At 60.1% G+C, this 22,214-nt stretch carries 23 protein-coding genes; all 23 read right to left on the reverse strand.

Annotated features, from left to right (window positions below; all coding sequences use genetic code 11):
• Positions 1-12 precede the first annotated feature (12 nt).
• On the reverse strand, positions 13-363 hold the full coding sequence (locus HMPREF2581_RS11255; RefSeq protein ID WP_003109371.1) for a hypothetical protein: 351 nt from the start codon (positions 361-363) through the stop codon (positions 13-15).
• A 235-nt stretch (positions 364-598) separates the two neighbouring features.
• Positions 599-1,306 carry a DUF5983 family protein gene (locus tag HMPREF2581_RS11260; RefSeq protein ID WP_003456317.1) on the reverse strand — a complete coding sequence of 236 codons (708 nt, stop codon included), beginning with the start codon at positions 1,304-1,306 and terminating at the stop codon, positions 599-601.
• A gap of 485 nt (positions 1,307-1,791) precedes the next feature.
• A complete protein-coding gene (locus HMPREF2581_RS11270; RefSeq protein ID WP_003109369.1) occupies positions 1,792-1,989 on the reverse strand; it encodes a hypothetical protein in 198 nt (65 codons plus the stop codon).
• A gap of 73 nt (positions 1,990-2,062) precedes the next feature.
• A complete protein-coding gene (locus tag HMPREF2581_RS33170; RefSeq protein WP_003109368.1) occupies positions 2,063-2,221 on the reverse strand; it encodes a hypothetical protein in 159 nt (52 codons plus the stop codon).
• 137 nt (positions 2,222-2,358) lie between these two features.
• Positions 2,359-2,838 carry an STY4534 family ICE replication protein gene (locus HMPREF2581_RS11275; RefSeq protein ID WP_003109367.1) on the reverse strand — a complete coding sequence of 160 codons (480 nt, stop codon included), beginning with the start codon at positions 2,836-2,838 and terminating at the stop codon, positions 2,359-2,361.
• A gap of 323 nt (positions 2,839-3,161) precedes the next feature.
• Positions 3,162-3,296, reverse strand: coding sequence for a hypothetical protein (locus HMPREF2581_RS33525; RefSeq protein ID WP_003109366.1), 135 nt, complete (start codon positions 3,294-3,296; stop codon positions 3,162-3,164).
• A gap of 1 nt (position 3,297) precedes the next feature.
• The gene (locus HMPREF2581_RS11280) at positions 3,298-3,477 is read right to left on the reverse strand and encodes a hypothetical protein (RefSeq protein WP_004347955.1); all 180 of its coding nucleotides are present in this window, start codon (positions 3,475-3,477) and stop codon (positions 3,298-3,300) included.
• A 72-nt stretch (positions 3,478-3,549) separates the two neighbouring features.
• Entirely contained in the window at positions 3,550-3,939 is a 390-nt protein-coding gene (locus HMPREF2581_RS11285) for a hypothetical protein (protein WP_003109365.1), read from the reverse strand.
• A gap of 921 nt (positions 3,940-4,860) precedes the next feature.
• Entirely contained in the window at positions 4,861-5,298 is a 438-nt protein-coding gene (pilM, locus tag HMPREF2581_RS11295) for a type IV pilus biogenesis protein PilM (protein ID WP_003109363.1), read from the reverse strand.
• A gap of 28 nt (positions 5,299-5,326) precedes the next feature.
• Complete coding sequence (pilV, locus tag HMPREF2581_RS11300) at positions 5,327-6,655, reverse strand: shufflon system plasmid conjugative transfer pilus tip adhesin PilV (RefSeq protein ID WP_003109362.1); 1,329 nt, start codon at positions 6,653-6,655, stop codon at positions 5,327-5,329.
• Between the two features lie 4 nt (positions 6,656-6,659).
• On the reverse strand, positions 6,660-7,601 hold the full coding sequence (locus HMPREF2581_RS11305; protein WP_003109361.1) for an ATPase, T2SS/T4P/T4SS family: 942 nt from the start codon (positions 7,599-7,601) through the stop codon (positions 6,660-6,662).
• Positions 7,598-8,128 carry a type 4 pilus major pilin gene (locus HMPREF2581_RS11310; protein ID WP_003099765.1) on the reverse strand — a complete coding sequence of 177 codons (531 nt, stop codon included), beginning with the start codon at positions 8,126-8,128 and terminating at the stop codon, positions 7,598-7,600. Before HMPREF2581_RS11310 ends, HMPREF2581_RS11305 begins: the two co-directional genes overlap by 4 nt.
• A 21-nt stretch (positions 8,129-8,149) precedes the next feature.
• A complete protein-coding gene (locus tag HMPREF2581_RS11315; protein WP_003109360.1) occupies positions 8,150-9,229 on the reverse strand; it encodes a type II secretion system F family protein in 1,080 nt (359 codons plus the stop codon).
• Positions 9,229-10,809, reverse strand: coding sequence for a GspE/PulE family protein (locus HMPREF2581_RS11320; protein WP_070867324.1), 1,581 nt, complete (start codon positions 10,807-10,809; stop codon positions 9,229-9,231). Before HMPREF2581_RS11320 ends, HMPREF2581_RS11315 begins: the two co-directional genes overlap by 1 nt.
• An 8-nt stretch (positions 10,810-10,817) precedes the next feature.
• Positions 10,818-11,351 (reverse strand): type IV pilus biogenesis protein PilP, encoded by a 534-nt coding sequence (gene pilP / locus HMPREF2581_RS11325; RefSeq protein ID WP_003099760.1) that lies wholly within the window; start codon positions 11,349-11,351, stop codon positions 10,818-10,820.
• Positions 11,341-12,552 (reverse strand): type 4b pilus protein PilO2, encoded by a 1,212-nt coding sequence (gene pilO2 / locus HMPREF2581_RS11330; RefSeq protein ID WP_015060167.1) that lies wholly within the window; start codon positions 12,550-12,552, stop codon positions 11,341-11,343. The genes pilP and pilO2 overlap by 11 nt, the downstream gene beginning before the upstream one ends.
• Positions 12,553-12,669: 117 nt before the next feature.
• A complete protein-coding gene (locus HMPREF2581_RS11335; RefSeq protein ID WP_003099757.1) occupies positions 12,670-14,379 on the reverse strand; it encodes a PilN family type IVB pilus formation outer membrane protein in 1,710 nt (569 codons plus the stop codon).
• Positions 14,379-15,503 carry a PFGI-1 class ICE element type IV pilus protein PilL2 gene (locus HMPREF2581_RS11340; RefSeq protein ID WP_003099755.1) on the reverse strand — a complete coding sequence of 375 codons (1,125 nt, stop codon included), beginning with the start codon at positions 15,501-15,503 and terminating at the stop codon, positions 14,379-14,381. Before HMPREF2581_RS11340 ends, HMPREF2581_RS11335 begins: the two co-directional genes overlap by 1 nt.
• A gap of 173 nt (positions 15,504-15,676) precedes the next feature.
• Complete coding sequence (locus tag HMPREF2581_RS31905; protein WP_004352835.1) at positions 15,677-16,930, reverse strand: three-Cys-motif partner protein TcmP; 1,254 nt, start codon at positions 16,928-16,930, stop codon at positions 15,677-15,679.
• Between the two features lie 32 nt (positions 16,931-16,962).
• A complete protein-coding gene (locus HMPREF2581_RS11345) occupies positions 16,963-17,745 on the reverse strand; it encodes a DUF5131 family protein (RefSeq protein WP_015060166.1) in 783 nt (260 codons plus the stop codon).
• A 121-nt stretch (positions 17,746-17,866) separates the two neighbouring features.
• Positions 17,867-19,840 carry a DEAD/DEAH box helicase gene (locus tag HMPREF2581_RS11350; protein WP_003105731.1) on the reverse strand — a complete coding sequence of 658 codons (1,974 nt, stop codon included), beginning with the start codon at positions 19,838-19,840 and terminating at the stop codon, positions 17,867-17,869.
• Positions 19,837-21,726 (reverse strand): hypothetical protein, encoded by a 1,890-nt coding sequence (locus tag HMPREF2581_RS11355; RefSeq protein WP_003105732.1) that lies wholly within the window; start codon positions 21,724-21,726, stop codon positions 19,837-19,839. Before HMPREF2581_RS11355 ends, HMPREF2581_RS11350 begins: the two co-directional genes overlap by 4 nt.
• A gap of 220 nt (positions 21,727-21,946) precedes the next feature.
• Positions 21,947-22,156, reverse strand: a complete 210-nt coding sequence (locus tag HMPREF2581_RS11360; RefSeq protein WP_003105733.1) for a cold-shock protein — start codon at positions 22,154-22,156, stop codon at positions 21,947-21,949.
• Between the last annotated feature and the right edge of the window lie 58 nt (positions 22,157-22,214).

Consider the following 22,214-nt stretch of genomic DNA (forward strand, 5'->3'; position numbering starts at 1 on the left):
GTGAGGGGAGAACTACTCGGTATCCGGGTTGCCCGGGAGGCTTTCTTCCTGCAGCTCGATGCGCAGGTAGGAAGGCTCATCGGACGGCTCGACTATCGAGAGGGCCAGCAGCGCGAGTGCGCGGTCCTGCCCCTCTTCCTCCTTGTGGTACAGGTGGAATCGGATGTGCTTCGCGGTCGGCTGGAGCGAAAGCTCCTGCCAGGCGGTTTGAACGACACTGGCCAGCCGGGTGCCCATCTCGTCGACCCTGGCAGGGTTGGCGAGATAGACCAGGCGCAGCCAGGCCGCGTTGGTGAGAACGATCGGGAGTTTGAGGTACGCAGCAGTGTGGCCTGCGCTGGAGTGGTTGTTGAGAGAGGTCATGAGAGGTCTCCGAATACGCAGGCCTCTCCCGCGGGGATGAGGTCCCCGCGTGGGTGGGTAGGATGCACTCCATCACTTGCGTGATGCGACCGCGCTGCCGAGTGCTGTGGCGGTCTTGGGTGGGTTAGCGCTTGCGCGCCGGAGCCTTAAACCCTGGCTCCTTGGGAGGCGCTGTCAACGACAGCGAGCCAATTCGAATTCGGGGGCTGGCGGGATGTCCCGCCGGCCGGATTGCTCAATCGTCATAAAGCGGCAGGCCCTTGAGCGTGGGCGCGAATGGATCGAGTACCAGGAACCGAATGTCTGCTTGTCCCGCGAGGTGAAGCAGATCGACCAGGTGTTCGTCGAGGCCGAAGGCAAGCTGCTGCTCTCGAAGAGTTGCTGAGGTCATCTCCAGGATCTCCAGGCACTCATCCGTCCAAGGGGTGTTGTGCAAGCGAAAGCCCACGGCGCCGTGCTCGTTACACCAGAAGAGCGAGACCAACACCGACGGCAAGCGGACTGGCATCTTGGTCGAGAACTTTTCGTAGAGGCTATTCCATGTAGTGATGGGCAGATGTGTTTTTCTGATCTCCCAGCAGCGGTTGTAACCGCCGCCGAACGAAAGGTATCGAACGACACTCTCGGCTTGGGTCAGTGAATATTGATCTCCGATAAGCTTTTTTCTGCCGTCCTGCTCACCGTAGATGCTGTAAAGTACGTTTCTCACTATTCCTTGGTGAGGGCACTTTTCGACTATTTCATTGTCTAGTTCTTGCGCTACCACGGCGAAATCGTCATTGAAGTAGCACGGCTCGCACTTAAAGTATTCGTCTGGGAGGTGTCGCTGAGTTTCATGCAGGGTACGGTAGCACGGCAGATTGTCGCCTTCATCCGTAATCTGCAAGTTTCGCTCTATGCGGAAACTCTCATAGCCGGGAATAAACGGATTGAGTTGAGTCATGGGATATCTCCGGTTGCCGGGAAGCCCATGCCCTTGGAGGCTATGGACCTCCAGAGGAAGTAAGGGGCGCCGAAGCGCCCTGGTGATGTCGAGTTGTTGCAGTTAACGCGATAGGTGTTCTTCTTTACGCCGAGCCTTCTGGTATCGCTCTACCAAGCCATAGTATTGAAGTATCAATGAGGTGCTCGAGTCGCAACCGTGCTCGCAGTCGGCCTGCGCCAAGGCTTCGATTGCATCTTGAATTACATAGAGCTCGATACTGAGTCCTGCATCGCCAAACTCATCAACCAAGCCTTTGCACAGGATGTACTCGAACCTGCTTTGTGCAGCATGCACTCCGATGTTGAGTAGAGCTGGGAGCCTTTCTGGATATGTGTCCATGGTGATTTCCAATTCTTAATCAAGTCGGAGAGGTCACCACCCAACAGGGGTGATGACCCCGTCTGGGTTGAATTAGAAGATGCACATGGGCAAAAGGGTAAAGCTTAATATTCCCGTTGCGTCCAAGTGCCGTTGTCTAATGCCTGTTGGGCAAGTTCGCGTGAGGGGTAATATTCAACCGACTCGCGCGAGGCTGGTCCTTCTTCATCAAGGGTGCCGATATAGAAGCCGGCGTTGGACATAAGAACCTGCAGCGGCAGTTCGAGATGAAGATGGGCGAGTGCCCGCTTTCCGTATTGCATGGTGATTCTCCTTTCGGTAGGAAACACCAGTCCCAAGGGGACTGAGGTCCCCTAAATGGGAAATGTTTGGCGGTTAGGCCAGGGCAGATACCTGGGCATTGTTGCTGGCTAGGAACAGCCAGGCGAAGTTGCAGAAATGCCTGCTGAGCAGCAACTCGTCCTCGATGTCAGAGAGGCAAACTTCCTCTACTTCCGGCAGGGCGGGCAGATCTACGATTTGGATATTGCTCAAGATGATCTCCAGATAATGGAGAACACCACGCCCTGGGGGAGATGGTGCCCCCCGGATGGGTATGCGATGAAGAGTGGCGCATAGCGTAGGTAGTGAAAGGCCCTCGGGATGAGGGCCGGTATTCAATCAAGCCGTGCTCAAGCAGCGGCTTGTTCAGCAGGGGCTGCGGGTTCACCTTGCGGTTCGCCTTGGCCTTGCTGGGCTTTTTCAGCTTCTTCCTTCGCATCGTAGACGGTGGTGCCATCTACTTTGATCCAGGAGATGAAGAGCAGCCGGCCTTTGAGACTTGCGTCGGGCTTGCCTTGTTTCTCGCCTTTCTGGTGGATGAAGGGATCCGCCCAGATATCGCCGATACGGAAGGAAATCAGAACCTTCTTCTTGGCCTCGACTGCTTCCTTGCAACGGCGGACAAGCTTTTCAGCCTGGGCGCCGACCACTTTGCAGTCGATGTAGGTGTATTCCACGCTGTCTGCCGCGCCATGGAGGGCTGCGACGGTTACGGCGAGGAACGGTTCACCTCGGCGGATCGGTACCTCGCGGATGCGATTGAGGTAGCCGATACCGGTGGTGTGCAGGTCGAAATATTTGGCTTCTTGGGCTTGGGTGTTGTTGCTCATGATGGTTCTCCAGTTTCGTAAGCGAAAGCGGAGAAACACCTTGCCCGTCAGGGAAAAGTATTCCCCGCATGGGTCGGTATTGGGAGGTAAAGCAGAGGGAGAGGGCTTCCATCAACCTGTGGGCTGATTGATCGCGCTACCGGAAGCTGGTGCGATCTTGGGTTCGATCTACACGGAAATCCGTGTCGTAGTCTTTCAGATCATGACTACTGGGGGAGGGTTGCCGACAACGTCAGCAGCTCACGGTGCAAAGAATGAAAAGGCCTGTTGCAGTTGTCAAGCCCCCGCGAATGAAAAAGCCCCTCACACGGAGGGGCTTGAGGTCAGTGCGGGCGGTGCCGATGGTTCAACTTCGTAAGCTTGCGCTTGAGGTTGGGCCAATCGGCCCAGGCCGCCATCGACAAGCACACTACAAGCAAGGCGGTCAGCATGATCACGCCGAAAGTCGTTTGGCTCATCTCAAGATTCCTCCTGAGTCAGGTAGATACCTGTAGACCAGATTACCACACCTACCGACAGCGCAAGGGCAGTCAGGATGCGATGCTCGCCGAGAAAAATGCCGATCAAACCAGCGGCTACCGCCGTGGTTCCAATCTTGCGTAGATCTTCTGCGATTGCGGAAAGTTTTGCGGACCCCATGGTTTTCCTCGATGAATACCGGAAAACCACCCTGCGGGATGGTTTCCCGGCAGGGTTGGTGGGAGGTGTGGATCAGCAGGTCAGCGGATCAACCGGTGCGATCAGTTGATCGAGGGAGCTCAGCTTGAGCTCCTTCCTGACCGGTGTTTTGGCCTTGGGTGTCGCCTTGGCCGGTTTGGATTTGCGCGCGCGCTTGGGCTTTTGCACTTCGCGCGTGTTGGCCAGATACCAGTCATTGAGGTTGACTTTCTTCAACCGGACGATCGCCGGGACGTCGCTGATGTGTTCCAGCTCTTTGGCGGTCGGGCCAGCAAGCATGGCGGGCTCGATACGCTGGACGCTCGACGCAACCGGTGCTTGTGCTTGCACTACGACCGGAGGGCGACTGAGCGCTCTGCGGAACTCACGCACAACACTGCCGAGGGCAAAGCCGATTTCGAAGCTGGTGGATTGCTTGGACATGGTGTTTCTCCTGCAGGTTGAGGGTGCGGAGAAAACACTGGCCCTGGCGGGGAAGTGGATTCCCCGCTGGGTTGCGGAAGGGAGCTTCTATCGACCGAGGCCGACCGACCGTGCTACCAGAAGCTATACGGTCTTGGGTTGGATCAACACGGTGGGCTGTGCTGCAGCACTTCGGATCCGAGCTGCATGGGGCATGTCGCTGACAACGTCAGCAGATCACGCGCTCATCATCGAAGCGGGGGGCGAAAGTGTCAAGGTCAAGCAGGAGGGGGGAGCGGATGCAGGATGCAGCGGGCGGAGAGCGAGGGCGGAAGAGCGCGGCTGGTAGAAACCCTGTCAAAGGTTTCCCCAGCCGTGTCTGGAAGGGGAGTCAAGTGAGCCACCTGTGGTTGAATCGTCGATCCCTGGGCATTGATCGTCTCGATCCCATCACCCGGCCATTATCGTGGCTTGGCCAGCAAACAGTAGGCACGCATCCGCGTACAAAGGGAGCCCTGCGTATCACCGGCGGGCCACCGGCAGGGAGAAGGATCCCGATGGGTAGCCTGATGGTCCTGGAGCAGGAGCATCAGGCTACCCATGGAGAGGGGAAAAGGAGGGGCCGTAACACCAGTACGACCCTTAAATCGAGGAAACACCGAACCTCTTGAGAACCCTATGTGCCTTTAAACTCGCTCGACACGAGTTGACGGCTGCATGGCAAGCAAAAGAACAGGGAGACACAGGGAGAATCCTCAACCAGATCCGCACGCCCCACCCGGTGTTGTAGCGTGCTTACGGTTTGGTAATGAGGCGAACCTGCATCACCAGGGCGCTACTGATGACCGTCAGTAGCCAGCGGGGTGAAATCAAAGTTGATGGCATTATGTGTTCAGAAGGCCGGTTTATCAAGCTGCGCCGGGGTCTACTGGCCTGTGGAGGTCATTTGACCGCGACCACCGCGCCCTCGGGGATGGGCGCAGGGAGCGCAATGGCAGTGGCTCCGAGGCGGCGCGTGACTAACTGGCCGTTGCGCCTGACGCCAACCAGGTCGGATTCCGTACCGGTATCCACGGCCGCCGCCAGCCCTGCCGGCGGCGAGGCGATGAAGGCGTAGCTGGTGCCGGCGGCGATGTAGCCCTGAAGCCGCACTGGCTTGCGGAACCAGGCCGGTAGACCAAGAGCGGAGTCCGCCGGCGAACCGCTGAAACCGGGGTTGGCGTGTGCGTACTCCGCCAGCCTGGAGCGGTAGAGCAGCAAGCTCCTGGCCAGGGTGTCGACCTCGGCCAGCTCGGCGCTCGAGGTCGCGTGGTTGCTTTGTACACTCAGCCAGGTCCCGGTGATCAGCGCGAGCACCAGGACGATCCACATCAGCGGCATACGGCAGTCCTTGAGTCGTGGCGACCTGCTAGTTCACGCAGGTAACGGTGACGTTGGTCGAGTCGGGGGTCTTGTAGGGCTCCGGATAGTTGAAGCCCGGGCCGATCTCGGTGATCAGGCCGAACGAGTAGTTGGTGCCAAAGGTCTGGTTGAAGCCCACCGCGCAGAATCGGCCGCCGCAGGTGATCGCGTAGCGGACATAGTCGTAGTACATCATGCCGCTGTCCTGGCCGTGCAACGTACACCAGTCCTTGATCACGCCCGCAGTGGTATTCATGCGCATGGAGGCGGCGGTTCGCCCCCACTTTCCGTTCTGGCAGGACAACCAGAGTCCGGTGCTGGTAATGCCGGCGAGCCCGTTCGGCGAGCAGTCGGCCCCTTCGGTGGCCACGCCTTTGAGCTGCAGGTATTCGCCGACTTCCGTCCGGCCCTCGGCGGTGAGTTTGCCCGCCTTCATCTCGCCGCCGGTGTAGACGTTCTTGTTCATCCAGGAGCGCACCCAGGTGCTGTCGCTCATGTACCAGCCGCCGCCCCACTTCTCGTTGTACCAGCCCGTGTCACCACGGGTCCTGAACCAGCCTCCGGTGTACGTCTCGCCGGCGACGTCAGCAGTGCCGGCTTTCACCGTGCCAGTGGCTGTCACGTTGCGCGCGCTGATGTCCGCGCTGGTGGTGATGTTGCCGCTGGCCGTGATCGCCCCGGCCGCGGCGATATTGTTGCCTCCCATGTCCAGCGTGGTATTCATCCGGTTGAGTTCGGGATGACCCGGGACGGCATTGCGGTAGAGGTACTCGTTGGCAATGGCGCCGTCCTGGAAGAACAGCGCCGTCGCCAGGTGTCCAGCGCCGGGAGCGCTACCGAAATTGCTCAAGGCCACCTGCCAGGCGGCGCCCTGGGCGATACTGGTGTTGGTTTTCGAGATGTAGCCCCCGGTGGCTCCCATGAGCTGCGCGATCCGGCGGATCGAGAGTTCGGAAGCTACCTGTCCACCCGTGGTCACGATCAGCGTTTCGAGCTGGTTGGCCGCCGGCTTGCGGGCCAGTACCTGGTATTGCTGGCCGTAGATGTTGGTGTCGCGGAAGCCTGCGGGCAGGTAACGGGTGTTGCGCAACATCGGGACGGTGATCACCGCCGGGGCCGTGGCGCCGGCGCTGGCCAGAACCGTGCTGAAGTTGTCCTTCAGGTACTTCTCCGCTGCCTTGGCCACCTGCTGTTGCTGCTGGGCCGCGTGCTGCTCGTCCAGGCCGTCCAGGTAGCTCATCAGGACCGATATGCCGCCGGCGGTCGCGATGGCGATCACGACCAGGGCGATCATCAGTTCGATCGAGATGAATCCACTGCTGCGCTTATTCCTCATGGTGTTATCTCCACAGGCTTTGCCGGGACTGGCGAGCTTGGTCGTCCTGCAGGAGATGAGCCTCCTTTCGGCGGATCTTGTCGCGCATGGACGGGCCGTCGTCGCCGGTGAACAGCAGTGGCTCGGCGGTCAGGCGGCGCGAAGAACCATCGCTCTCCAGCGCTTGGCAGATCACCGCTTGGATGCCTTCGGCAACCACGTCGTAGGCGTTTCTCGCCAGTGGCTGGGCGAGCGTCACCAGGCGCTCGATCGCCTGATGACAGCTTTTCGCGTGAATGGTGGCGATCACCAGGCTGCCGGTCAGAGAGGCCTTGCAGGCCTGGTAGGCGGTGTCCTCGTCGCGGATCTCGCCAATCAGCACCAGGTCGGCGCCGGCCCGCAGCGTGCGCAGCAGAGCCTCGCTGTATCCGCCTGAGCGCCGTGAGGTTCTGACCTGGATGCAGCGGCCGAGCCCATGTTGACCGCTGAGGTTGGTTTCCTGCGGGTCCTCGACGGCGCAGCCCACCCCGCCCAGCTCCTGCAGGCGGGCCAGGAGCAGAGAGGCGGCGGAGCTGGTCTTGCCTGTCGCCATCTCGCCGCAGAACAGGACCAGGCCCTGCAGCTGCGGATCCATCAGCGCGGAAACCACTTCGCTCGGATAGCCGATCTCTTGGAACTCCCGCAATTGGGCGGTCGACCGGCGCAGCACGAATACGCTGCCACTGAACGCGTCCTCGAGGAGGGTGACGCGAAGCAGAACGCCGTCGACGACGATGGCGAACTCAGGATCCTGCAGCTCCTCCAGCGTTTGCCTGCAGAGCTGGAGCAGTTCCTGGGCGTGCGACTCCCACTCGCGAGGCACCTCGACTCGGCGCGCGCCGGCGCCGGCCAGGCCCTTCACGTCGGCGAAGCCTTCACCGAGGTAAAGGTCGACGAACTGAGCCTGGATGATCGGGTTCACACTCACGAACTGTAGGTCCAGGTAATGCTGTTGCTGTCGCTGCTGCAGGCCTGGGTCGCCGCTGCGGTGGTCACTTCACCAGTGATCGCGGATCCGCTGTTGATCTTGGTCTGTTCGAATGTGTTCTTCGCGATCTTGGTGGCCAGCGTGATACAGGCGTCCTGGGGCAACTTGCTGGTGGTGATCGAGAAGCCCATGCCGGTGGACGAGACAGTGACCGATCCGCCGTAGACGTTGTAGACGACGCCGGAGGAGACACTCATGTTCTTCGGCACGCCGTTGATTGCGATCAGGCTCGGGATCAGGTTGGTACCGCTGGAGCCGTAGCCCGAAGAGGTCTTCAGGGCGCGTGCGTTGGCCGCAATGACGCTGATGTTGCGCTGTTCCTCGTTGGCGTTGGACGAACTGAACATTCCAGCCGCTGCGGCCAGGCCCAGGCCGACCCCGATGGCGATGATGATCAGCACGATGATCATCTCGATGGAAACGAAACCGCCCTGCGTCGGACGGGAAGTGCGTTGCGTAGTGCTCATGGAGCGCTCCTTGGTGAGGTTTCAGTGGTTCATGGATTGGATGAGCTGCTGTGCCTGGTAGGCGCCGAGCAGGACCAGGATCATCAGCGCGCCGATGAAGATCAGGGCGAAGTTCTTCACCAGCCCGGCGGCCAGCTCGATCTGCTTGAGGCTGGTCTCCTGCCAGCGGCGGCTGAACTTGACCAGCGCTTCGGAGAAGCCTCCCCGGTTGGCGAGGATGCACAGGTATTGGATGGCCTGTCGGTCGGGGAAATCGTGACCGGCGCTGCGAAGGGCGACTCCCAGATTCTGGCCCAGGCCCACGCCGTAGCGGGCAGCTTCCAAGCGCTGCTTCAGCCAGGGCGGGGAGATCTTGATCATGCTGGCCAGGCTGTCGTAAGGGCGTATGCCGGCGTTGAGCATGACCGCCATGTTCAGCAGGAAGGTGGTGCCCTGGAGCATGCGGTAGATGGACCAGGGCGGCAGCGTCCGGTCCAGCCAGACCCGGCCTTTCCAGCGGTAGGTCGGCAAGGTGACGATGACCACCACCGTGAGGGTGATGACGGCGACCAGAACGTAGATACCAGGTCCTGTGACGAAGCTGGCAATGGCGTTGAGCGTGGCGAGTGGGCCGGTCCAGGTGACTGGGTCGGAAAGCCTGGCCAGGCTGGGGACCATGCGATAGGCCACGATGCACAGCAGGAACACCATCATGGCGGACAGCGCCGAGGGGTAGAGCAGCGCCTGCCAGATGGTGGCGCGGATCCTGGCCTGGGCCTCGACCAGGGAGACGGCATCGCCCATGGCCTGAACCAGGTTGCCGCTCATCTCGCCGGCTTCGATCAGCGCTCGTTCCTGGGCGGGCAGGTAGAGCGCCATGGCGGTGGCCAGACGCTTGCCGTTGGACAGCCCCATCAGCGCTTCGCGACTGGCGATGGCCACCGGATGAAACGGATGCTGTCCCTCATGAGCGAAGATCTTATGCACCTCTGCCACAGCGTCCTTCAACGGGACCCCGTTTTCGAGCAGGGTGGACATGCTTTCGTAGAACTGCAGGCGTTCCTTGCGGCCGAACTGCTTGCTGTAGAAGGCGAACTGCAACTGCTCCCAGAAGCCCCCCATCAGCACGCCTCCTGCGAGTAGAAGCTGTCGTCGAGCAGATGCTCATCGAAGTCGAGTGGCCCAATGAAATCCTCGACCATCTGCGGGTCGAACATGCCCTCGTTGATGCGGCGGATGGCGTGGGCGTGCTTGGTGATGCCCTGCATGGTCTTGACCCAGTAGTTGCGTGCCTCGGCTGGGCCGCCTTTGGCGAACACACGCATGAAGGCCAGGGTGGGCAGCACCACCTCGGCGACGATCGAGCGGCCGTTGACCCCGGAGCCACGGCAGGCCTGGCAGCCAGGCCCCTTGACGTACACCTGGGAAACATCGGTCAAGCGCTGGACCCGTTCGACCAGATCGGGCGCGAGCTGGTCTTGGTGGTCTTGGAAGCGCACTTTGCAGTGGGGGCAGAGCTTGGGCAGCAGGCTCTGGTTGATCAGGCCGGTCAGCAGGGCCGGATCGAACAGCAAGCCGGAGTCGACGCCCAGGTCCTTGAGGCGCTGGACAATGCCGATCGCGCTGTTGGTGTGCAGGGTCGACCACAGGCCGTGCCCGGTCATCGCGCCACGGAAGGCGGCGACAGCGGCGAAGAGGTCGCGCACTTCGCCGATCATCATGTAGTCCGGATCCAGGCGCATGCCGTTGGCGATGCCTGCGGCCCAGGCCTGGCGTTCTGCGTCTGGGTCAGTGGCGTCATAGACCAGTGGGGTCTGGTTGATGCCTTCGCCGCGAATGTGGTATTCCGGTGGGTCCTCGATGGTCAGGATATGCTTGGATCCGCCATGGAGCTTGTCGAGGCCTTCCAGGGTGACCTTCAAGGTCATCGACTTCCCTGACCCGGTGGGGCCGGACAGGATGTTGATGCCGTAAGGCATGCGCATCATGCGATCGAACAGCGCGTTCTGCTCGGGCAGGTAGCCGAGCTGCTCCAGGCTGTCGAGGCCGGTATCGTCGTAGAGCAGCCGCAGGATCATCAGGAACCCACCGGCGCGCGGGCGGGTCGCGATCCGGGCGCCGAACAGGTTCAGCTTCTCGACGAAGGCCTGGCTCATCCGCGCGTCCTGGTCCAGTTGCGGCTTGAAAAGCGGCTCGGCCACGTCGCACATGGACTGGTAGATGGTTGCGCAAAGTTCGTGCAGTTCCTGGCTGCGGTACTGCTCGACGGTCTTCAGCAGGCCGTCGACACGGAAACGGATCTTGCTGCCGGTGCCGGCGGGACTCACGACGAAATGCACGTCACTGGCGCGCAGCTCAGTGGCCTTACGAATGATCTTGACCACGCGCTCCTGCATCTGGGTGGCGCGCTGGCCATCGCTATCTACCAGGCCGTCCATGGCGACGGCGCGGTAGAGCTGGTGAATGGTCTGCAGGTCGGTGAGGTTGAGCTGGTATCGGAAGCCACGGCGATCGAGACGGTCGATGAACGACAGAACGTGAATGTCGTTCTGGTGGCTCTCCGATAGATAGAGCGTGCCGTCGGCGGCCAGGGCCATGATCTCCTGCAGGTACTTCGAGACCTCCCACTCGCCACCGTCGGCGGTGAGCAGTTGGGTCACCATGGAGGGCTGTACAAGCGCGGCAATTTGAAGGTTCGTCATGGCGGTACCTACTGGATGAACGGCTGCGGTACCGCCCCGGGCAGCGCCGGCGGAACGGAGGCGCCTTGGGCCGAGGAGGCGGCTTGGGTCGGGGCAACGCTGGAGAAGCCCACGGGTACGCGGTTGCCGTCCTTGTCGGTGAGTACGACCTGGTCCAGGGAGATCGACTCGACGCGGTAGTTGCCCGGCAGCTCCGCGCCGCTGGCGGCGTCCACCTCGTACCCGCCCGGGAACAAGAATGTGGCAGTCATCTTGCCGCCGGCGCCGTAGATGGTCCGCACCACCGGCGGAACCGGCTGCGTGATCGTCGGCGCCGCCGCCGGCACCGGCATGGCGAACGTCTGCCCCTGGGCGCTGACGACCTGGCCGGTTTCGCCTTTGCCCTCCAGTTGCCGCTGCGCCGTGGCCAGACGCACCTTGGCCTCGGTGAGGATGGCCTGGGCCTGGATCTCCGCCAGTTCGCCAACGGTGCCGGCGCAGGCCTGGCCGGACGCGAGGAGGAAGAGCACGGCCACGGCCATGCCGATCGGCTCAGTTCGCATAGATTTCTCCTGTGACAGTCCAGTCCAACTGGCTGTCCTTGAGCGTGGTTTCGAGGTTGGTGATGCGGACCCCGGCGGCGGGCAGCCCCTGGAAGGTCAGGTCTGCCGGGAGCCTGGTCTGGGCGCTGAAGGTGAATTTCTTCCAGGAGGGCAACACCACTTGCTGCTCCGTCGCCGCTTCCGCGCCAGGAAGGGGCGGAGTTGTCTCCTGGCTGATCGACAGCTTGGGCTCGACACCCTGACGGTACAGATGGCTGGTGAGCGCCTGCAGCGCGTCGTCGGCTGGCTGCAGCGGCTCATCGCTACCGATGGCGACTTTCAGGTCAACCTTCAGGGCCGCGGTGTTGCCGTTGTCGATGACAAAGGCGGGGCGGTCAGCGAACAGGTGCTGGCTGGCCGCTGTCAGGTCGGCTGCCGTGCTGTTGCCGGTACGGTGGTAGGTGGCGACCAGGACCCTGCCGTCGCACTTGCTGGATTCGAAGAGCCAGCCCTGGATCGACAGCGACAGTACCCCCGTTGCCTTGCTACAGGCGCGTAGCATGTCCTCGAGGTCAGGCATGAGCGTCCAAGGCTTCTGCAATGACGCCAGGTCCAGCGGCTGCTTGGCCTGGGCGTTCTTCTCGGCCAGCTCGGCGAGGCGCCTCTGCTCCTCGAGGAGCGCGGCTTGTCTGGCGAGCTCTTGCTGGTGGGCATTCCATAGGTAGTAGGCGGTTAGCGACCCGCCTACCAAGCAACCGAGCAGGGCCACTGCCGTCCACTCCCTGGCGGACAAGCCGAAGGTGAGTTGCCGGAGGCGGTAGTCGCGCCGCAGGCGCTTCGGCGCGAGCAGTTCCTCGATGTCGAAGTCCTTGACGGGGAAATCGAACCCTTCGGGAACGAAGACCTGTGCGTTTCGAAGCACGCCGCGCGTAGAGAGCTTCCTGATCCGGTCCCTGGCTTCGTCGAAGGTGGTGACCAGGTCCTGGCCGGGGACGATCGCGCCATCGAGCGTGGCGACCAGTGCGTAGCGGTCCTCGTCGACCTTCCAGCAGGCCAGGAAGTCGCCTTCGAACTGGCCTGAAAGCGCCGAGGCCAGGGAGTACATGCCCTTGACTGCGCCTTGCGACTTCGAAACGAAGCCGGCCTGGATCACTGTCGGCGAATGGCGGATGGCAACGATGTCCAGATGCTCTTCCTTGCCCAGCTTGCGCGCTTCCTTCATGTACTGCCGCTGGCTGGATAGCGGCCGCCAGAACAGGCCGCTGACGAACTTGTTGCCGTGGTAGCTCAGGATCGAGACGTCTGGTCCACGGCTACCGATGTCAGGCTTCTCCATGGTTCAGCCCAGCACGACGGGGGTGATCAGCACCACGATGACCTCGCGTTTGGTATTGCGGGTCAGCCCGCCGCCAAGGCCGAAGAATCCGGCGTCGCCGGTGCCGACCTTGTTGGTATCCTCGGTGGTCTGGTCGAAGCCGGAGAGCACCAAGGTCTCGCCGCTGCGCAGGCGTACCTTCTGGTCGAACAGCTGGATGTCGTAGCTCGGGAACTGGGCTTTGGAGTCTCCGCTGGTCTGCATTTCGAACGTCGGCCGGGAGGTCATGTTGATGTTGATCTTCAGCAGCATCTCGCCGCTTTCCATCACGAACGGCAGCAGGCTCATGTTGTAGCCGCTGGTCACGGCGCCCGGGATCAGCGAGGTGGTACTGCCGACCTGGGCGACGTTGGAGATCTGGCTGGAGGCCAGGTAGCTGTCGTAGCGGCCGATCTGGATCGGCGCCGACTGGAGGTTGAGCGTGGTCACGGACGGGGAGCGGACGGTCGAGACGCGGCCCTGCTGGGCCAGCGCCTGGACCATGGCCTTGGATCCTGCCCAGGCGCTGTTGGCGGTATCCAGGATGCTCACGGAGCCGGAGATCGCACTTTGGTCGATGCCCGGCATGGTGTTCTTCAGGCCGATGCCCCACTTGTTGTTGAGCGACTTGTAGACCAGGTTCCAGTCGATCCCCAGTTGATCCTTGTCGGTCAGGGCGACCGAGAGCACGTTGACGTTCAGCAGCACCTGCTTGGTGATGCTCTCGTTCTCCCGGTTGACCAGCTGCTGGACGCGGTTGAGGACCTCTGGTCGGTCGGTGACGGTCAGGGTGCCCGTGGCACGCGACAGCGACATGCGTCCCATGCTCGGCGTCAGCATCGAGTTGATGCTGTTCTCTATGTCGCTGAGGATCGAGGTCTTCAGCTCGGAGCTGGTGGTCTGCTTGCTGCCGGAGTCGCCGCTGATGCCGGAGCTGCCATTCTGTCCAGTGGATCCGGAGCCATCCCCGCTGATGCCGGCGGCCGTCGTCATACCGGAACGCACGGTGGAGTCCACCGTGTTGACGTCGTCGAAGGCGTAGATGCGGAAGGTCCGAGTGTCCAGGTAGTAGAACTCGACTCGCTTCTCGGTTGGGTTGTAGCGCCAGGACACGCCGGCGCGGGCGGCGATGAGATCGAGGAACCCGCTGACCTTGCCGTTCCATTTGATGTTGTACAGCGACCGCGGGCCGTAGGACCCGAAGCTCGACCCCATGCTGCCGCCGGCACCTAGGGACATGCCGTTGGCGACGGAGGCAGGAAACAGCATGGTGGCCATGTCCTGGCCGCCTTGGATGGGTGGCGGGGCGTTGCTCGCGCGCTGCTGAGGTTGCAGGGCAAAAGCGGCCGGGTTCAGCGCGTCGGGCGTGATACTGACCGCCAGGTGGCATTGGTTGATGACTTCCTGGGCGGCCTCCTGCAGCGACGCTGCATCTGCAGGGCGCCACGTCACGATGCAGTCACTGGACAAGGTGTGCGAAACGCTCAGGGGCTTCGTGCTGACCCAGGGTTTGTCGGAGAAAACCACCGTATCGCGGCGATCCGGTCGGGTGTTGCGCATCTGTGCTGCGATCGTCGACGCGGAATCTGCCGTAGCTTCGACACGATCCGCCGACTCGTTCACCCGCGTGACCGAGCAACTGGCCAGCGCGGGGATCAGGAGGCAAGGCAAGAGGTTCTTCAGGGGGGCACGCATCAGTTCTTGCGCTCCTTGATGATGATCAGGGACTGCGGCCGGCTGGCGTTCACCAGGAAGGACCGTTCGGCAGCGTCATACAGCGGGAACAGTTCGGATACCGCGTCCTCGAAGGAGCCGTGGAAGGTCAGAGGAGCTTCGATCGGATAGTTGAGATCCTGCGGCTCCCAGCGGACGGTCCAGCGTGCGTGCTTGGCCCAGGCTTCCAAGGTGTCGCGCAGGGTTGATCCCGTCTCGGCTGACCAGGACTGTGCCAACTGTCGGCTCGGCTCCGCCGGCGTGAGCACCTTGACCGGAGGGGCGGAAGCCACGGTGGCCGGAGTGGGCGGCGTGGACTTCACGGCGGAAGCCAAGGGCTTGATCGGTGCCGAAGCCGTGGTAAGAGAAGAGGAGTGGCCATCCTTGGCCGGTGCTGCTGGGGGGAGCACAGTGGTGGATTCAGGCTTCTTGGCCGGAGCGGGGCTGGTTGTGATCGGCGCCGGTGTCGGCACCGAGGCGACCACGACGGGCGACTCCAGCGTGCTGACTTTTTCCGTGGATGAGGATTGCGCTACCGCCGCCGGAGTTGGGGCAGCGGGCTTCGCAAACAGTTGTTGGACCGGTTTCGGCCTCGGCGCCGGGGGAAGTTGATAGCCCGGGCGAAGCACGAAGCAGACCTGCCGCGCCACTTCGTCGACCTTAACCTGCCAGGCTGGACCGGAGAGGACCTGGAGGGTGTTGCGCAGGGTCATGGGGCCGAGCTTGTACTGAGCCGCCGGCAGCGGCCGGGTGTAGAGGATGTTCACATGACCGGCCTCTGCCGGGCACAGCGAGTAACCCGAGCGGCTCATCACGTACTGCATGGCGTCCTTGACACTCGGGTTCATGCTCGACGGGATGGTCACGTCGATAATCTGTGCCATCAGGTCGCGCTGGCCAGCGTCCGGCTGGGTGCTGACCAGGGTGTAGCGCCCGTAGCGCACGACGGGCTCCTTCTCCGGTTGTACGCCATTCGGGTACAGGTCCGGTGAGAGCAGGTCTGGATTGCGGCTGCTGTCGAAGGCGGGCCTGGCCGGCTCAGCCTTGTGGGTCGTGCAGCTGACGAGCAGCAGGCACAGCGTGAGAGTGGTCAACTGCCTGGTCATTGAGGCCCCCTTTGATGATGGGGCACACAATGGCAGGCCAATCGCTATGCCTCAGCAGGAAATACTCGGCGGAGGGCTAGGGGATTTTTATCCTATCAACGTGAAAGCAGTTTTTGCCACGTGGCAGCGTAGTGGCATGAACTTGAGGAGTGGCCCCGGAGGGGCCTGTTCTCCTAGTCTTTCTTATTCGTATTGTTCAAGAAGATTGGGAAGAAACTTCTTTGGTTTTTAAGTCGAACAGTGTCATCTATTTTTATTTGAGAGGCTTTGCGACGAGTTCCTCCGCTCTCAGTTATTATCTCTATGTCAGGGTTTTCAATTAGAGCAATGTTTATGTCGTCACTGTGGGCGGGGGTGGAGTTGTAAATTCCACTATAAAAGTCCTCAATGCGAACAGCATCACCAGACGAGGAAATAAGTTTCGGAATGTCTTCGAGTAGTTGGATTTTTGCATCATCTCTAGCAGATGAGTCAAACAGATATAATTTGCCTTCTTCGCTTGGGTCGTGCGCAAGCATATTCAGTCCGGACCTACCGTAATGAGCTTGAGACCCACTGTTAATGTGAAGAATGTTGTTGTAGACTTGTCTGGCTCTATAAAAGCTGGCTAAGTGGATGAGCCAATACCTCCAACCATTTGGGTTGTTGATGGAGAAGGGGCTTACAAATTGTGCGCATTTTTTAAAAGTTGAGTAAACTATTCTCTCAGCAGTTCCCAGCCAACTTTTCTTATCCATGATGGTGTCAAGCTGAGCAATGTCGTATTCGTTTATTGATAAATGTGATAGCTGGGTTGCAAGTTGTTTTGGATTTGTTTTTTGAAGAAAGGCAAGAAGTGTCTCGATTGCAAAAGTGTAGAATATTTCGGCGGAGTTGTTTGAGCGTATTATATCGGCCAGGGTTTCGTTCCGAACCTGGCTGTGCCCACACTGGTCGAGGTTGAAAATTGTGCTTTTGTAACGGCCTGCACGAAGAAGACTTTTGATCTCAGAATATGCCTGCTCAAAAAAATTGCTCATATAATGAGTCTTGATATGTAGCTGTCTGTTAGTGTCTCTTATTTCTGCGTGCAGTGGGTAGATGTTTTCTTTTAGGAGTTCTACCGCAATTGGCTCAGAGTCGTTTAGGATTAGAAAGCACTCTATTTCAATTAGAGGAAGGCCTTGCTCTGCTCTTTGAATATTGATATATTTCGTGGCCTTATTGAGCTCCTCCATGAAAATAATAGGCGAGCCTGCCGTCCCACATATGTAGCGACCTGCGCCTGAGAAGCCATCAATTATGGCTAACCTAAAACGTTCTTGCTTGGGAAGTTGGCAGCGAGTAATAATGTATTGGTAGAAGTATTCTCGCAGTATTTTATGCTTTCTTCTTGAGTGGTCTTCAAGCTTTGCGCCATTCTCCCAGTCAAATTTTTTTCTTACCATATAACTTCCTTATCTCTCAGGCTAACTTTTCTTTAAGCGATGCTGACTAGTTTTACCGGCATCTCATCCCAGGTCCTGCCTCGGTACTCTCGACCGTTAGCTTTCTTCGAACGTCGGATGTTATCTTTCCCCCAAGTGCCCCATTGCTTAAAGAAGAAAGCTGTTCCATATTCTATGCATTGTTCATGGATCTCATCGATCCACTCTTCTTTTATTGGCCTGGCAAAGCTTCCGCTCTCTCCTCCAACAATGGCCCAGTCGATGCCTGAAAGGTCAATCTCGCCAACACTTCCGATTAATGGCTCGAAAGAGATGAATCTTATTTGGGCTGGGGTCTTCTTTAGGTGAAAGACCCTCTGGGCAGTTTCTTGCTCCTCTATGCTGGTGCCTAGCCACACATTAGGAAGTACCTCTCTAATGTATTTGGTGAGCATGTCGGCCATTCGCTCTGGTCTTTTGGTCAGAATCTGGTAGTTATGATGCGGCGTTTCTCTCATGACATTCCAAACCTTGAGAATAAAGTCATCGCTAACTTTCTCATGAAAGAGGTCGCTCATTGAATTAACAAATATCTTCCTGGGTTTTCTCCAGCGATAAGGAATCGAGAGCGCATCATGGTCTTCAGTGATTTTACCGTTCCAAACTGTACGTTTACCTTTGAGTCGAGTTAGGCCAGAGTATTTCTCAACCCCCATCGACTCTAATCTTCTTGCCATTTCCATAGCATAGCAATTCTTGCAGCCCGAACTGATTATGGAGCATCCTGCTACAGGGTTCCATGTGGAGTCGGTCCATTCGATCTGTGTTTCTGCCATTTTTCCTTACCTGTCGCCCCCAACATATAGGAAATTTCTCCACCAATGGGTTTGATATCATAACCTTATGGAGTCATGTGGCATACAGGGCCCTAGCTATGACTGACAGTGGGGAAACCTTCTATGAAATCAATGTCTTAGCAACGAGTTCACGGTTTCCGTCGACCTGCTCGGGCTCGATGAGGTCCTGGGCAACCTGGCGTTTCGCGTTGAGCAGTTGCCACAGCTGCTCGTCGATCGTGGCCTCGACTAAGGGGATCTTCACCACGACCATGCGGAGCTGGCCGTTGCGGTACGCGCGATCCTCGGCTTGTTCCTGCTGACCGGGAGTCCAGGGCAGGCCGAGGAAAAACACGTAGTTCGCCGCAGTGAGGTTGTTGCCCGTCCCGGCGGCCGCCGTGGTGCAGATGAACACCCGGCAGTCGGGATCCTGCTGGAAGCGATCGATCGCTTTCTGCCGCTTGGTGAGCGAGTCATTGCCCACCAGCGTGACGCAGCCGTGCCCGGCCTGCTCGCAGAGTTCCTTCAGCGCAGCCACGGTCGGCTTGAACTCGCAGAACAGGATCACCTTGTCCTCGGCGTCGAGCTCGCTCAACAGGTCCATCGCCACGCGAACCTTCACCGTTTCCAGGTAACGCCGCAGCGCGCCGAGTCGCGCGAAGACCGGTCGGTCCTCGAGACGCAGCACGTCGTATTGCTGGCGTTCCTCGGTGGAGAGGGCCACCTTCAGCAACTGCCGCTGCTTGCCCTTGAGGCTGGGCAGCACATCTTTGCGCCTGCGCAGCATCCAGTCACCCAGCTCCGCCCGCAGACTCTGGCGGAACTCCGGGTTGCCGGCGAAACGGTCGCAGAACTCTTTCAGCGGCAGTTGTCCGATGGGGTGGCCTGAGAGGCGAAGCAGGGTGTGCAGCTCGGTTTCACGGTTGAGCACCGGCGTGCCGGTAAGCAGGTAGCGGTTCGGCACTTGGGCGGCAATGTCGAAACCGTGCCGCGTGCATTGCGCCGTCGGTTCCTTCATCCGCTGCGCCTCGTCGATGACCATCACGGCGAAGCGCGAAGCGTTGGCGACGAAGGGGCTCAACTGCTCGTAGTTGACCAGGATCCACTGCGCCTCTGGGTTGTCCTGCTGGATGGCCACGGTGGCCGAGGGATAGACCTCCTGGATTTCGCGCTGCCAATTGATCAACAGGGTGGCCAGGGTGATGACCAGAATTGGCCTGCCCGCCGCTCGGATCGAAGCGGCGATGACCGCCTGGCGGGTCTTGCCCAATCCCATGTCGTCGGCCAACAGGGCGCTGGTTCTCTGCAGCAAGTGAGCGATGCCGGCAGGCTGGTGGGCCAGTAGCGAGTAGCCCTGAAGCGCCGCCTCGATATCAGCCGAGCTGTACTCGGTGCGCTCGATCTCTGGCACCGCGGCGAGGTAGATGTCACAAGCTGACTCGTCCTCCAGGGATGGCGCTGCCGGTTCCTGCTGTGGACCGCCGATGCTCATGCTGGGCAGCTCGGTCGCCGGCGCGAAGCTACCGTCGCTGAGCAGCTCCTGGACGGTATCCAGTATCTCGAATTGTTCCTCGGCGAGGCCAAGCTCCAGGATCAGGTTGCTGCGGAGCAGCTCAGGTGTGGCGTCGATGCGCCAGGAGCTCGATGGGCGCAGGAACACCCCGCGCATCCGCCGAGCCACCGCCACCACACCGGGATGGAACTCGCCTGACAGCAAGACGCCGCCCTCGGCCAGCGGCGCGATGCGCAGCAGCAAACCACAGGTGAAGGCCTGTCGGTCAAGCGAGGCCTGTGCAGATTCGACCATGCCGCTGAAGTCCCGCCAGGACTGTGAGTGGAGGCCTCCAGCGAGCTCGGCGAGTCGGTTGTACAGCGAGTCCAGTTCGGGCAGCAACTTGCCCTTGGGGACCCGCCAGTAGCGGTGCAACGGATGCTCCCGGGCGCTGATGAAGAAGCCGGACAGTTCCAGCAGCGCGCGGTTGCTGCCTGCGATGTAGGGGATCTTCAAGCCGAAGTCGTAGCCGTCGAAGATAGCCCGCTGCAGAAGCGTCGAAGGAGTCGCGGAGGTACGGTTGACCAGGCGTGGACGGCTCATCGGTTTTCCAACCGAGTGAGCAGCCACTTCGCCGTGGCTTCGGCGAGGCCCGCCTTCCAGCGACCATCGGCGAAGCGCGTCATGTGGACGGTCATGTCGGGCCAGTTCAGGTTCGTCGCTATGGCTCCAGAGCGAATCCGTTCCATGAACCAGCGGTATGCTTGGCCAGCAGGGGAGTCGGCCGGCACGGGGGCATTATCGAATTCGCGCAATTGCACCGTGGAAAGGTGCTGGGGATTCCAGGGCCTACCTAGAGGCTCGCCATGTTCACGCCTAAGCTCCAATTCGGCAGAGGCCAGTGGACGGCCAGCCTCACGTACTGAGAGCAGTCGGCAGTCTCCTCGGTAGGCGGCCTGGTCGTAGCTATCGATGCAATGGGCCAGCGCGATATGTTCGGCATAGAGATCGGCAGGGCAGCGGAGCTCGACGATCTCCAGGCCATTGGGGCAATCGATAAGGCTGACAGGCAGCATTCCCTCCCAGGTGGTGTACTCGTCGGTGTCGACCAGATCGGGCAGGCTGCTCTGTACTGTGGCGCGCAGTTCCCTCTGGACCTGGTGGTAGTCGTCCACCAGGTTGCCAGCCTGTCGGTAGGTACAATGACCCAGATACGCTTGCAGGACGCTACGCGCCTGCCGAACAACCTGTGAGTTCCCCTGGTTGAGGGCGGTATAGAACTCCTTGATATCTCTCAGCCGTGCAGTGATTGCAAGCCATGCCGGATCCTGCCAATCAGACGGGCAGCCGTTGAAGAGACGGTTGTAGTCGGGCTTGGCGTTGTGAACTTGCCAAGGGATCGCATTGTAGGCGGCATAGAATGCTGTCCATTGAGCGCGAGTGATCGGCCGCCGGTTACCTAGCGATGCTGCCATAAGGAGAGTATGCCATCCCGAATATCGGCCTTCCCGTTTGCGATGGAAGAGAGCTCCTCCCGCACGGCCGGGACTGACGTGACTAAGAAATCGAATCGAGGCCCGTGGCGCCTGAAATAGCCAGGCGAAAAAGTTGATGACCGAAATCCCTTCGTCCGCGACCTGCCCAAGAATACGGCCCATATCGAGGTACAAGTCGCATGGCACGGCGGCGGCCTGCGGTCGTTCACTGACAAGCAGGGAAAAAGGGCAAGGAAGGAAATGGCAGATGCTCTCGCCGTTGTCGTTGGTCGTCGTGTGAGGCCAGACTCCCTCCTCGCAATCCACCAGTAGCGGCGTCAAGACCGGCTGAGCCTTCAGCATCTGCAGCCGGCGCGCCTGGTTGCCTTGAGCCAGCCAGTTGTAGAGCTGGGGCGAGAGGCACCGAACCGAGCGGATAGCGAACAGCAGGTCTTGGTCCAGGACCTGCCTGAAGGTTCGCAAGACCGCTCCGATCTGCTTCAAGTAGAACTGGCGCCTTGGTGCGTAGTAGCGCTTGTTGCTGTGGCTCGGATACACGAGGCGACGTTGCAGTCCGAGATCGTCCCTGGCCATCTGTGTGGCTAGGTCGTGCGCTCGTCTGGTGTATGAGCTGAGTACAGCAACTGCGTCGTCGAACTTTTGAAGGCGCTGTAGCAGCTTCAACGCCCCTGCTGGGGACGGCGTGCTTGCCGGGATACGATGGGCAGGCCTGCACTCCCACGCACCGATTAGTTGACCGTCGAATACCTGGAGCAGTGGCCCTGCACGCATGATGGTGTAACGCACACCATTATCCGCAGCGACGGTGATGCACCAGCACCTGGTCGTAGAGGTGCTGCGCAGGTAGTGACGGATGAACTTGGTTCGAGCTGTCCCTGCGAGGGAGAAATGCGTTGCCCAGGTGTTGGCAACGGCGAGCTGCCGCTCGCTGTAGCGGGCCAGGGATTGATCCTGTAGCGGCCCGGCGGGGGAAGTGCTATCGAGTGGTGCCACGCGCTTGCTCCTGTGTAAGCGAGTAGCACTGTGGCCGGTCGGTGTCTTGTGTATCGACCGAAAATGCTCAGCCCCGATGGGATGTTTTTCTCTGCCTTATGAGGCCGGGTTGCTGACGGAGATAGTGACGGGTAAGTGGACTAGCAGTGATAACTGCATAGCTCTGAGGTAGAAACAATAAGCCCCGCATTGCGGGGCTTATTGTTTCGCGCTAACAGCCCTACAGAGCTTGCACTTGCTCGGCCTGCGGGCCTTTGGCGCCTGCAGTAACGAAGAAGCTTACACGTTGTCCTTCGTCAAGGGACTTGTAACCGCTAGCTTCGATCTGTCGGAAGTGAACGAAAACATCTGCGCCGCTTTCCGGGGTGATGAAGCCGAAACCTTTAACTTCGTTAAACCACTTAACAGTACCAGTTTGGCGAGTTGCCATGATGTATATCTCCAAAATTTGAGAATGCGCAGGTACAAAGCCTGGCTAGAGCTGAATG

It is taken from the genome of Pseudomonas sp. HMSC057H01 (genome assembly GCF_001836405.1).
In the GTDB taxonomy this organism is placed as follows: domain Bacteria; phylum Pseudomonadota; class Gammaproteobacteria; order Pseudomonadales; family Pseudomonadaceae; genus Pseudomonas; species Pseudomonas aeruginosa.